Source organism: Mucilaginibacter xinganensis, from assembly GCF_002257585.1.
In the GTDB taxonomy this organism is placed as follows: Bacteria; Bacteroidota; Bacteroidia; order Sphingobacteriales; family Sphingobacteriaceae; genus Mucilaginibacter; species Mucilaginibacter xinganensis.
Genome location: NZ_CP022743.1, coordinates 3,926,745 through 3,939,993, shown reverse-complemented (window position 1 = coordinate 3,939,993; position 13,249 = coordinate 3,926,745). Strand labels below are relative to the sequence as shown.

9 protein-coding genes are annotated in these 13,249 nt (G+C 43.2%); 6 read left to right on the top strand and 3 right to left on the bottom strand.

Going from position 1 to position 13,249, the window contains the following annotated elements:
- Positions 1–193 precede the first annotated feature (193 nt).
- From MuYL_RS17280 to MuYL_RS17265, 4 genes are all read left to right on the top strand, one after another.
- On the top strand, positions 194–2,038 hold the full coding sequence (locus MuYL_RS17280) for a CocE/NonD family hydrolase (RefSeq protein ID WP_094571747.1): 1,845 nt from the start codon (positions 194–196) through the stop codon (positions 2,036–2,038).
- Between the two features lie 34 nt (positions 2,039–2,072).
- Positions 2,073–3,953, top strand: a complete 1,881-nt coding sequence (locus MuYL_RS17275; RefSeq protein WP_094571746.1) for a CocE/NonD family hydrolase — start codon at positions 2,073–2,075, stop codon at positions 3,951–3,953.
- A 569-nt stretch (positions 3,954–4,522) separates the two neighbouring features.
- The gene (locus MuYL_RS17270; protein WP_094571745.1) at positions 4,523–6,997 is read left to right on the top strand and encodes a TonB-dependent receptor; all 2,475 of its coding nucleotides are present in this window, start codon (positions 4,523–4,525) and stop codon (positions 6,995–6,997) included.
- A gap of 2 nt (positions 6,998–6,999) precedes the next feature.
- Positions 7,000–8,163: a PepSY-associated TM helix domain-containing protein gene (locus MuYL_RS17265; protein WP_094571744.1), complete on the top strand. Its 1,164-nt coding sequence runs from the start codon at positions 7,000–7,002 to the stop codon at positions 8,161–8,163.
- An 8-nt stretch (positions 8,164–8,171) separates the two neighbouring features.
- Here the strand turns inward: MuYL_RS17265 and MuYL_RS17260 are convergent, their stop codons facing one another.
- The 3 genes from MuYL_RS17260 to MuYL_RS17250 all read right to left on the bottom strand — a co-directional run bounded on the left by MuYL_RS17260 (position 8,172) and on the right by MuYL_RS17250 (position 10,267).
- On the bottom strand, positions 8,172–9,422 hold the full coding sequence (locus MuYL_RS17260) for a DUF2130 domain-containing protein (protein ID WP_170309763.1): 1,251 nt from the start codon (positions 9,420–9,422) through the stop codon (positions 8,172–8,174).
- A 178-nt stretch (positions 9,423–9,600) separates the two neighbouring features.
- On the bottom strand, positions 9,601–9,954 hold the full coding sequence (locus MuYL_RS17255) for a VOC family protein (protein WP_094571743.1): 354 nt from the start codon (positions 9,952–9,954) through the stop codon (positions 9,601–9,603).
- Positions 9,941–10,267 (bottom strand): ArsR/SmtB family transcription factor, encoded by a 327-nt coding sequence (locus tag MuYL_RS17250; protein ID WP_094571742.1) that lies wholly within the window; start codon positions 10,265–10,267, stop codon positions 9,941–9,943. Before MuYL_RS17250 ends, MuYL_RS17255 begins: the two co-directional genes overlap by 14 nt.
- A 202-nt stretch (positions 10,268–10,469) precedes the next feature.
- Between MuYL_RS17250 and MuYL_RS17245 the strand changes: the two genes are divergently transcribed.
- Together MuYL_RS17245 and MuYL_RS17240 are read left to right on the top strand one after the other, a co-directional pair.
- The gene (locus MuYL_RS17245; RefSeq protein ID WP_094571741.1) at positions 10,470–11,060 is read left to right on the top strand and encodes a DUF6624 domain-containing protein; all 591 of its coding nucleotides are present in this window, start codon (positions 10,470–10,472) and stop codon (positions 11,058–11,060) included.
- A gap of 208 nt (positions 11,061–11,268) precedes the next feature.
- Positions 11,269–13,125: a glycoside hydrolase family 13 protein gene (locus MuYL_RS17240; protein WP_094571740.1), complete on the top strand. Its 1,857-nt coding sequence runs from the start codon at positions 11,269–11,271 to the stop codon at positions 13,123–13,125.
- Positions 13,126–13,249 lie beyond the last annotated feature (124 nt).

Below are 13,249 nucleotides of genomic sequence, written 5' to 3'. Positions count from 1 at the left end.
ATTATGGCCGGGATATGAAAGCATCCCGCTAAATTGTTCATCAATAAAATAAATTGATGAAAACCAGCGCCAGGAACTTAATAAAATCAAGTAAATACGCTTTCGGTATTGGGCGTCCCCAGGGCTAATTCGTGCCATTCTTTTTCTGCGTTTTTTTTATCATATTTACTGTCTGACCTCATAATTTATTACTATGAAGAAATTATACATTCTTGTATTTCTTTTTTTTCCGTTTATAACTTTTGCCCAAAATGCCGATTCGGTGTGGTTTGTTAATAATTACATCAAAAAGGAAGTCACCATTCCGGCCCGTGACGGTGTGAAGTTATTTACCTCCATATACGAACCAAAGGATCGATCAGAAAAGCACCCCATATTGATTACACGTACGCCATATTCCTGCGCGCCGTACGGAAAAGGCTATCGCCAGTATTGGTACAGCTATATGATGAAATATTGCCGCGAAGGTTATGTTCTGGTGATCCAGGATATCCGTGGCAGGTGGATGAGCGAGGGAAAGTTTGAAGTAGTGAGGCCCTTTAATCCCAATAAAAAAACAAACAAAGATATTGATGAAGCGAGTGACACCTATGATACCATAGACTGGCTGGTAAAAAACGTTGAAAATAACAATGGTAACGCTGGCGTAACCGGAATTTCGTTCCCGGGTTTTTTTGCCACCGAGGCGGCTTTGAGCGGGCATCCGGCACTAAAGGCTGTTTGTCCGCAGGCACCCGTAACTGACAGGTTTTTTGGCGATGACGACCATCACAATGGCGTATTATTTTTAATGGATGCATTTGACTTTCATGTAGGCTACGGCTTTAGTCAGCCACACCCGCAACCCAGCACAAAGCCTGCAAAAACTTTTCATATTCCAGGAGATGACAACTATGCTTATTACCTGAAGATGGGGGCACTACCCAACTTTACCAAAATAACCGGCGACAGCCTGGAGTTTTGGGATAATATGATGAAACATCCAAACCTGGATGCCTGGTGGAAGGCACGTGATACAAGGTCGGGCATAAAAAATGTAAAACCAGCGATGCTGGTGGTTGGCGGTTTGTTTGATGCGGAAGACGGCTATGGTGCATGGCATACTTACGATGCATTGATTAAACAAAGCCCCGCAACAACCAGTAAATTGGTTATGGGCCCGTGGTATCACGGTCAATGGGCCAGTAAAGACGGTACCCATCTCGGCAATATCATGTTTTACAGCAATACTTCAGAATGGTACCAGAATAACATAGAGGTGCCCTGGTTTAACTATTATCTAAAGGGCAAGGGATCGCTTGATAGCATCAGCATGGCTACGATCTTCTTTTCCGGCGAAAATAAATGGCATAAATTTAAGCAATGGCCGCCTGCTGATGTAACGCCAACACCGCTTTACCTGGAAGCTGATGGGAAGCTCTCATTTACCAAAACAGGCGCATCAACTTTTGATACCTACGTAAGCGACCCGGCCAAACCGGTACCTTATGCCGAAAAGGTGCACTTTGACCGCACGCGGGAATACATGACCGACGACCAGCGTTTTGCTGCACGGCGTACCGATGTGCTGGTTTTTGAAACAGATACCCTGCAGAATGACATTACGCTTGCCGGCCCGCTGGTTGCTGATCTGTTGGTGAGTATTTCAAAAACCGATGCTGATTTCGTAGTCAAGCTGATAGATGTTTTGCCGGACGATGCCGCAAAGAACCCGGTTACCCGGTACCCAATGGGCGGCTACCAAATGTTGGTGCGGGGCGATATTATGCGCGGCAGGTTCCGCAACAGTTTTTCTAAACCGGAAGTTTTCGTGCCGGGGAAGCCCGCACAGGTGAAGTTTACGCTGCCTGATGTTGCACATACTTTTAAAAAGGGACACCGCATTATGGTGCAGGTGCAAAGCAGCTGGTTCCCTTTAGCCGACAGGAACCCACAGCAATTTGTTGACATCTACCACGCAAAAGATTCAGATTTCGTGAAAGAGACCATCAATATTTATCATGACCAGTCAAAGCTGATTTTACCGGTTTTGAAATAGAAGCAGTTTATAACAACTCTAATCATTTATAGCAATGAAAAAATTATACTTTCTGTTCACATTAATTTTCCCGGTTATGGCATTTGCGCAAAATGCCGATTCTGTGTGGTTTGTTAACAACTATACCAAAAAAGAAGTAACTATTCCGATGCGCGACGGTGTGAAGCTGTTTATTTCGGCGTACCTGCCGAAGGATAATGCTGAAAAACATCCGATCCTGATGGAGCGCACACCATACTCCTGTGCTCCCTATGGTAAGGACAAGTATCGCCCGTTTTGGGTGAATCACCTTATTCAATACTGCAAAAAAGGGTATATTATGGTGATTGCTGATGTGAGGGGCAGGTGGATGAGCGAGGGGCAGTTTATGGATGTTCGCCCGTTTAACTTCAATAAGAAAACCAAAAACGACATTGACGAAGCCAGCGATACTTATGATACCATAGATTGGATGGTGAAGAACCTTGATAACAATAACGGCAAAGTTGGCGTGTTTGGAATTTCGTACCCCGGCTTTTACTCAACCATGGCATCTTTAAGTGGCCACCCCGCATTAAAGGCAGTTAGCCCGGAGGCACCTGTAACAGATTGGTTTGTTGGCGATGATTTTCACCATAACGGTGCTTTTTTCCAGATGGATGCATTTGCCTTTTATGCAGGCTCCGGCTTTGGCGCGCCACACCCTAAACCCACCTCGGTTGCCGCTAAAACATTTGACTATCCTGACCATGACGGCTATTCGTTTTACCTGAACGCCGGGGCATTGCCAAACCTTACCAAACTGGCCGGTGACAGCCTTGTTTTCTGGAACCAGATGATGAACCACCCTAATCGCGATGATTGGTGGATGGCGCGTAACGCACGTGTTGGGATAAAAAGTGTAAAACCTGCTATGCTGGTAGTAGGAGGGATATTTGATGCCGAGGATTGTTTTGGTGCCTGGAACACCTACCAGGCTATTGAGAAGCAGAGCCCGGAAACCAATAACCGCCTTGTAATGGGGCCGTGGTACCATGAGCAATGGCGCAATAATGATGGTACGCATTTGGGTAATGTGCAATGGGGAAGCAATACCAGTACTTATTACGCAGATAATATCGAAATTCCCTTTTTTGAGTATTACCTGAGAGGGCGGGGCTCCGTAGATAATATCAGCAAAGCAACCGTATTTTTTACCGGTGAAAACCAATGGCACCAGCTTAAGCAATGGCCGCCGGCTGATGTACAGCCAACCAACCTTTACCTGGAACAAAAGGGAAAGCTTTCATTTGATGCGGTAAATACCTTTGCACCCTCATTTGACAGTTATGTAAGTGATCCCTCAAGGCCGGTACCCTATACCGAAGATGTGCACTTTAACCGCACCCGTAATTATATGACCGATGATCAGCGCTTTGCTTCACGCCGCCCTGATGTACTGGTATATGAAACCGGCGCGCTTGATAAGGATCTTACCTTGGGCGGCCCGGTAGTTGCCGACCTGATGGTAGGCATTTCAAATACAGATGCTGATTTTGTGGTAAAGCTGATAGATGTATTTCCTGACAGCGCCGGCTACAACGACGTAGATATTTATGCCGAAGCTGATGCCACCGCAAAAGTGCCAATGGGAGGGTATCAAATGCTGGTCCGCGCTGAAATTATGCGTGGCAGGTATCGCAACAGTTATTCAAAACCCGAGGCTTTTACACCCGGCAAGCCCACCCAGGTAAAATATACACTGCCCGATGTTGCGCACACTTTTAAAAAGGGCCACAAAATTATGGTACAGGTACAAAGCAGCTGGTTCCCGCTGGTTGACCGTAACCCGCAGCAATTTATTGATATATACCACGCAAAAGACGAGGACTTTTTGAAAGAGACCATCAATATTTATCACAACCAATCAAAAATTATTTTGCCGGTGGTAAAATAATCACAACTTTTTAAGGGCTTACCCAATGTTTGGGTGAGCCTTTTCTTTTTAAAATGCCGATGAGTTATATTAACTATTATTTTGCCGGTGGTAAAATAATCACAACTTTTTAAGGGCTTACCCAATGTTTGGGTGAGCCTTTTCTTTTTAAAATGCCGATGAGTTATATTAACTATCTGTTAATCAGTAATATAAATAATGCGAGTTCGGCAAAGCCAAACTGTTGCCTAACATCTGCATTTCTCTACAACCGCGTGCAACTGTAGTTTTGGATGAGGCAAGTTGTGTATCCACGCCGCCGGAGCGTTCCATTTTTGCACACGGAACACCCGGAACATAATGAAACATACTGATTATCAGTGAGTTTTATTTTTATCAAGGAATAAATTGGTATAAGTGACTGATAATAAACATGTTTCATTATTATTTATACCGAATTTACGTTTATGATTTTACAGTTGTGGTAAGTAATAAGAATCATTCTAAATAAATATCTTAAAAAGCTTTGTTTTTAGCGTTGTCAGGTATACATTTGCGACATTATTTATAATTAGTCTAAATAAAAGCAAATGAAAAAAACTCAACCCAATCCTTTTTTAGTATTCACGCTATTCTTAATACTGTTTACAATTATTATTACACCCGATCTTTTTGCACAACAACCGTATGGAACGGTTAAAGGTAAGGTTGTTACCGCCGATAAAAACGCTGCAGATAACATTGCAATTGGATTGATGGGTACCCGGTATGGCACCAGCACCAATGGAAATGGCGATTTCGTTTTCAAAGCGCCAGCCGGTGCCTACACATTGATTATTTCCTATATAGGTGTTGAAACCGTTGAAGTTCCGGTAACAGTTCTGCCGGATCAAACCGTTGATGTTCCCTTAATAACGGTAAAGGCCAGTATGGCGCAGTTGAGCGAAGTGAACATTATAGCGAGCCGGGCTAACCGGTTTACCCGGAAGATAAGCACTGATGTTGGTAAAATACCGTTAAGCAATCTCGAGAATGCTCAAAGTTACGCCACAATAACCAATGAACTGCTGAAAGAACAACAGCTATACACCGTTGATGATGCACTCAGAAACGCACCGGGGGTACAGAAAATGTGGGATGCAACCGGGCGCGCAGGAGACGGCGGTGGTTATTTTACGCTCCGTGGTTTCCCAACGCAGACGCGCTTGCGCGATGGTGTAGCCGGGTTGGTTACCAGCAGTATTGATGCGGTAAATATTGATAAGATAGAGGTTATAAAAGGCCCTTCTGCTACCTTGTTTGGCAGTGCTTTAACTTCTTTTGGCGGGCTGGTAAACAGGGTAACAAAAAAGCCTTATGACACCCTCGGTATTGAAATTGGGCAGGCTGCGGGTAATTACGATTTAAGCCGTACCAGCCTTGATTTAAACACACCGCTTAGCAAAGACAAGAATGTTTTGTTCAGGTTAAATTCAGCTTATAATTATGAGGGTAGTTTTCAAAACTATGGTAAGAGCCGCAGTTTTGCAGCAGCGCCAAGTTTATCTGTTAAGGTAAGCGAAAAGCTTTCATTTTTGGCCCAGGCCGAGTTGTTTTACGGGCGCAGTTCCGCCAAACCTTTCTTTTTCTTTTACTCCACGCCCAGCCAAATGGGGATCAGCAAAGTAAGCCAGCTTAATATTAATTACAACCAGGCCTACTCCAACGATAATGTAACCCAATATTCAAGGAGTGCTAACTATTTTGCACAGGCTAATTATAAATTTTCAGACAAGCTTACCTCGCAAACACTTTTCACTTCGTCAAATAGTTTTTCAAATGGCGCCAGCCCATACTATTACCTGGTTACAGATGCAGTAGCCAATAGCTTTGGCGCACCGGATATTGCCGGCGATAATAATTATATCCTTCGGTATGATCAGTCCACCCGTAACAGCAAACTCAATACCACCGAAATACAGGAAAACCTGAACGGTGATTTTAACATAGGCGCTTTACGTAACCGCTTTGTGCTGGGGCTTGATCTGCAGCATGTAAATTCAAACCAGGTTTTTTTCGGCAACTTTTACGGTGTTGCTCCTATCAACAGCTCAACTTTTGATTATGGCGCATTTAACAAGCAACTGGTTGACGCAACCAATGCAGCTAACCCTTTAACTGCGGCCAACACTTACACCTATATCTATAAAACGGATACTTACAGCGCTTACGTATCTGACGTGCTTAACATTACTGATCAGCTAATCGCGTCGGCAGGGGGCAGGCTGGATCATTACGAAAATAAAGGAACTTATAATTTTGACCATGTACAACAGACCAGGCCGTTCAACCAAACAGCGTTTTCACCAAAATTTGGGTTGATCTACCAGCCTGTAAAAGATCAGCTTTCGTTTTTCGCCAATTATCAGAATGGTTTTGTAAATCCGGGCGTATTTACCAACGGTAATAATGAGCCTGTGGTAGCCAAATTACAAAATGCAAACCAGGTTGAGGGTGGCTTTAAATTAGCGTTGTTTAATGGCAAGCTTAACGGAACTATCAGCTACTACCGTATCAACCTGACAAATACCTTACGTGCAATTCCGAACTCGCCGGTATATGGGCAGGTACAGGATGGTACGCAAACCAGCAAAGGATTTGAAACCGAAATTATTGCCAATCCTTTTTCAGGTATTAATATCGTGGCCGGGTTTTCTTACAACGATTCGAAATATACCAGGGCAGATTCAGACGTTATTGGCCGCCGTCCAAACACTGCCGGCTCGCCATATTTGGCTAACCTGTACATAAGCTACCGCTTGCCGCAGAACGTGGTTAAAGGGTTGGGTGTAGGTATTGGTGGCAATTACGCCAGTGATAACAAAATAATAAACAGTAACAGCCAGGGTACTTTCTCACTGCCATCATACACACTTTTTAACGGATCGCTGTTTTTTGACCGGTCAAAATATCGCCTGGGTTTAAGCGCCAATAATATAACCAATAAGCATTATTACACGGGCTACACCACGGTTAATCCTCAAAAACTACGTCAGTTTGTTTTAAGCGCATCTTATAAACTTTAGGGATGACCTCTTTTAAAAAGACTATACTTTTTATGCACCGCTGGCTTGGTTTTATAACCGGGCTGGTGGTGTTTATTGTAAGCGTTACGGGTTGTATCTTCTGTTTCCAGGACGAGATCCAGGATGCTGTTCATAGCTACAGGAAAGTTGAATTTAAAAACGGCCCTTATTTGGCACCATCGGTTTTAAAGCAGACTGCCCTTAAGAGCTATCCCGGCGGTACGGCAAACTATATTTATTATTATGGTAAAGACCGCCCTGCAGCCGTACTCGTAAATGAGCCAAAGCTTGGTTTACAGTATGTATTTATGAACCCGTACACAGGCTTGATTACGCATACTGAAAACCCACAGACTAACTTTTTTATTATTGTTGAATACATTCACCTCTACCTGTTATTGCCACCAAAAATTGGCAGTTTAATAGTGGGCATTTCTGTTATCCTATTTGTTTTGATCATGATAACGGGTATTGTGCTGTGGTGGCCAAAGCGTAAAACCGATCGGAAACGCAGCTTTACAATAAAATGGAATGGCCGCTGGCGACGGGTAAACTACGATTTGCATAACGTGCTTGGCTTTTACGCCACTGGTGTAGCTATTATTTTAGCTGTAACAGGGCTATCCATAACGTTTAACTGGATGCGCGACGGGATTTACAACACGGCTAATCAGGGCAAAATCTATACTGCAGAAAAGACAGCCCCAAAATCAGACTCACTATTAAAAGTTATAACGAAAGGTAAACCGGTAATAGACCGCGCATTTGCAGAAGTGCAAAATAGGTCGCCGGCGGCCCAAATGTTCTTAATTTATGAAGACAATGCTATGTCAGGTGCAGTAGGAGTAACAGCTTATGCCAAAACCCTGCATTATTACAAAAGCGACAGCTACACTTTTGATAAATACAGTGGAAGACAGCTGCAGTACTTACCTCATACCAGCAAAAGCCCCGGAATGAAAATGAACGACATGAATTATGATATTCATGTGGGGCAGATTCTTGGAATAACAGGTAAGATCATTGCTTTTTCAGCCAGCCTGATTTGCGCCGGATTACCGGCAACCGGTTTTATTATATGGTTTGGAAAACGGAAAAAATCAAATAAACGCAAGCATGGGGCCGTAATAAGCCACCCGCCTAAAAACAAATTTGCCGGTAAATGAGGGTTTAGTTATTCCAGCAGCAGTGCATCTTCATCGTCGGTTAGGCTCAGTTGAATCACGTCGCTTCCGGCGATCCCTTCTATTGATCCCTGGATGTGAGCGGCATTCAGCAACACTTTTTCCAGCTGCTTTTCGCGGGCCTTCCAGAGTTTTTCCATCGCATCTCGTTCTTTTTGAATACTCATCCGCATACTCAAAAACCCCTCGCGGATGGCTTTCCATTGTTCGCTGAACTCACTGCTAATCAGGTAATCGTATAACAGGTGCATTTTATCACCTTTATTATCCTGGGATTTTGCAAGGTTACTCAGCTTCAGGATACCATCCCGAAGTATATATGCTACGGCCCTCACTTCATCAAATGAGCAGATCCATACGCCATCTTTCTCACCAAAGCAATCCATCCCTTTAGGGTAACATTGGCTCACTATTACTGCTACATCAACGCCAATGCTGCGCATGTCTTTCTTTAATTTTTCTATCCAGTCGGCTCCGAAATCTTTGGTACGCTTGCTTTCATAAATAATCCGCCCGCATTCCTGGCCAAACTGGTTACGCACGGTTTGCACACAATCAGCTCCCCGTACGCCCTTACCAACCTCGCTGATTACATCAAATGGAAAATTTACGCGAAGCAAATCCTCGAGGATCAGTTCCTGTGCTTCACCCTGTAACTGCATTGAACCTTGTTCAGCTTTGCGTTTCATCTCTTCGGCCAGTTTTTTCTGGTCGTCAAGCTGCTTTTCCAGCTCTTTAACTTTCAGTTGGTAGTCGGTATCTTTGAGGTTGAATTTCTCTGATTCCTGTTTTCTTATTTGCTCGGTAAGCTCATTCCGCTGTTCCTGTAGTTTCCGCTGCAGCGCCAGTTCAAGTTCCGCCTCCCTGTCAACCAAAGCTTTTTCCTTTTGTAAAAACTCCAGTTCTTTTTGCCTGCTTAATTTTAATTTCTCCTCTTTTTCATTGTTGCTGTTTTGCAGCATCAGCATTTGATTCTCAAAATCAGTGGCTATAGATTTACGCAGATTTTGCTCAACAGTAAGCTGCAATTGCTTTTTTTCTTCGGCAAAGCGCTGTTCAAACATTTGTGCCTGCTGCTTTTCCCTCGTTACAAAATCATTTTCCTTTTTACGGTATTCCTCTTCTTTTTGCTGGGTATATTCCTGCATTTTAACCCGAAGTTCCTTTTTGTACTCTTCGGCCATCACTTCTTCTATAGGGAACCCAAATCCACAGCTTGGGCATTTAACTTCTGTTGCCATATTTTAAAATAGAGTTTAAAGGTAAGATGTTTGTGCAGGGATTGGAAATGATATTTTAGTTCACGGTTGGGAAAGGTAATAGCTCATGGGGCATTATACACAGTTCATGGCAAAAAAACAGAACTGCAGCTACCATGAACTATCAACCATTTTACAAGCACAACTAACAGTAATCTCCTTAACTCTCGTGGAAACTCCACGTGTTGCCATCAGGATCTTTAACCGGCAGAAATCTACCCCAGGGCGTACTGTCGATTTTACCCACGCTTATACCTTTTTCCGTTAGCTCCTTAACGTCGTCTTCAATATTTTCGGTTTTAATAATAAAACCCTGCACACAGCCGGCTGGCATTTCCGGGAACCAGTTTACAAGGGTAATAGAGGTGTCCTGGCCGGGGAAACCCATTTGTACCCATTGCTGCCCGTTGCCAAAAGGTGCTTCTACAATAACTTCGAATCCAAGCTTTTTATAAAAAGCCTTTGCCCGCGCCTGGTCGGTAACCGGGATGGAAATAATTTCAATTGCTTTCATTTTTATGGTGGTTTAATAAATTCTCTAAATTTTGCAGCTTATTTCTCCAGAATTTGTTAAAGAAGTTAAGCCATTCATTTATTCCGTCAAAACCATCAGGTTTTAATTCACAATACCGTTCGCGACCCCGGTCTGTTATTAATATCAGCCCGGCATCATACAAAACCTTAATATGTTTGGATACTGCCGGCCTGCTCAGATCAAAGTTACGGGCAAGCGTATTAATGCTTAGCTTTTCTTTGGTAAGCAGCATCAAAATTTGGCGCCTGCTGGGGTCGGCAATTGCCTGAAAGAGGTCTAATACAGCTCTCATCTAATTTTATCTAATATTTTACCCAGGCGGCGCGAAATATCCTTTTTCCACCCGGCTTCCATAAACATCAAAGTATCTCTGTGCATTACGTTAAATTTTGGGGTTACTTAAATATATAGGTAACTTTTAGGTTACGCTAATAAATTCTTTTTTTTTTGGTAAGTTGGTTTAATAACTATATATTTAGTTTTAAATTCTAGGTATGAAAACTTTAGCTATAATCATTCTCACCTGGGCGGTTTTCAACATCCAGTCGTCTGCCCAAACAGCAAAACATGATACCTTGCTGATCCAAAAGATAGATTCCATGTTTAAGGCGGACCAGTTTTGGCGCAAGGAATACGCTAAAGCCGTAAAAAAAGTACCGACACAATACGACCAGGAAACCATTGAAAGCAAATGGGCCGAGAGCGATAGCATAAACGAGGTAAAGGCAAAGGCCATCATCAATAAATATGGCTATCCTGGCTATAATTTGGCAGGGGGGAAGTCCGACACTTTCTTTTGGATCATCCAGCATTGCGATGATGATATCCCGTTCCAGGAAAAGGTATTACGGCTGTTAAAAATTGAGGTCGCGAAAAATAACGCCAGCAAAGAGAATTATGCCTATTTGACTGACCGCATTTTAGCGAATAAAAAACAAAAGCAGATTTACGGTACACAGGTGCGCACTGATCCTAAAACCCATAAATCGACGCCATTGCCTTTAAAATACCCCAAATCTGTAAATGCTTTAAGAAAAAAGATGGGGATGGGAACGGAAGAGGAATACCTGAAAAGCTTTCAATAACAGTAACCAGCGCCCGTAACGCTATTAATATTATGCAGGTGCTATTGACTGTTGAAACTTTTAATTAATAGTGAAATCCGCCCCCAATAACCCCGTACAAACTAAATTTCAGTTTTTGATACAACCAATCAATTTTATTTTAAATTTGAAACGCGGTTGATCGGAAATACCATCAAAGCCGCCCAATTATATACCGGTTAAACCAGATATGAAAAAATTACTTTTTTTTACAGCCTGCTGCCTGGCTATGGCACTGGGCTCGTCTGCACAAATTCCTGCTTTGGATCGTGTAGAACCTATGTTTTGGTGGGTAGGGATGCATAATCCTAACCTGCAATTGATCGTACACGGCAACAATATTGCAGCCCGCAAAGTAGAGCTGAACTACCCCGGCGTAAAGCTTGTTGCGGTGCACAAAGTTGAAAATCCGAATTACTTGTTCCTTGATCTGCGCATTTTTTCAGGGGCAACACCGGGAACGTTCCCGATAAAATTTATTAAAGCGGGTGAAAAGCCATTAACTTATAGTTATGCATTGAAAGCCCGCAACCATTCGGCAGACCGGATTCAAGGCGTAACCGATAAGGACCTCATGTACCTGATTATGCCTGACCGTTTTGCTAACGGCGATAAAAATAACGACTCGTTTGCAAACATGCGTGAGCAGGGAATCCACCGCGATTCTATGTTTAGCCGGCACGGGGGCGACCTGCAAGGGATAATGAACCACCTGGATTATTTGAAAGACCTGGGTGTTACCGCCATTTGGTTAACCCCGGCTGTTGAAAATGATGAACCTGCCGCGTCCTACCATGGTTATGCGGTAACAGATCATTATAAAATTGATGCACGATATGGTACCAACGAGCTGTATAAGAAGTTTGTGGACAAATGCCATAGCATGGGTATGAAGGTAGTGATGGACCTGGTGCATAATCACGCCGGTACCGAAGGTTATACCATACAGGATATGCCGATGAAAAGTTGGGTGCATCAATGGCCAAAATACACCCGGTCGAACTTTAAGTATGAGGCGGTAATGGATCCGCATGCATCGGCTGCGGACCGCAAACAAATGCTTGATGGATGGTTTGACCGCCGCATGGCCGACATGAACCAAAATAATCCATACCTGCAGAATTTTTTAACGCAAAACCATATCTGGTGGATAGAGTACGCTGGTGTTGACGGTTTAAGGCTGGATACTTATCCATATAACGACCCGGCTTATATGGCAAAATGGGCAGTAGATGTTAAAGCCGAGTTTCCGCGGATGACTATTTTTGGTGAAGTGCTTACGCCATTGCCGTTTACGCAGGCTTACTTTACCCAGGGCAACACTGTAAACCGTGGCTTTGATACCCATTTACCCGCGGTAACTGATGCTGCTGTAAAAGACGCGATTTATGAAGCCCTGAACGGCAACGATGGCTGGGACAGCGGTGTTACCCACCTGTATGATATACTGGCACAGGACTTTATGTACCAGGATGTTACCCGTAATACCATATTTTTGGATAACCATGATATGAGCCGTGTGCTGTCAGTTGTTGGGGAGGATGTAAATAAATATAAGTCGGCTATGGCTATGCTGATGACCCTGCGCGGTGTGCCGCAAATGTATTATGGGGATGAGATCCTGATGAAAAACCTAAGCAATCCTGATGGTTTGGTGCGGGAAGATTTTCCCGGCGGATGGGATGGTGACAAGAAGAATAAATTTACTGCCGAAGGGCGCAATGAAAAGGAAAATGACGCATTTAACTACGTGCGTAAATTGGCTAACTACCGGAAAAATACGCCTGTTTTGCAAACCGGAAAAATGATACAGTATCTCCCTGAAAATGGAATATATGTTTACTTTAGATATGATGATAAAAAAACAGTGATGGTAGTTTATAACAGCACTGATAAAGAGCAAACTACAGGCACCGCCCGTTATAACGAACGGATAAAGGGCGTTAAAAGCGCTAAAAACGTAGTTACAGGCGAAAATGTGGACCTTGATAAGCTGACTTTGGGTGCAAAATCAACATTGGTTTTAGATTTGGCTAATAGCAGGTAATTTAGGATTTAATAATTGAACGATGATTTTTTGACAATTAATTAGGGAATTTGTAAAAATGGATACCTTGGGGTAATCTGTAATTAACTAAGCGCTAATTAATTAAATTTGCGAACTAAATAAA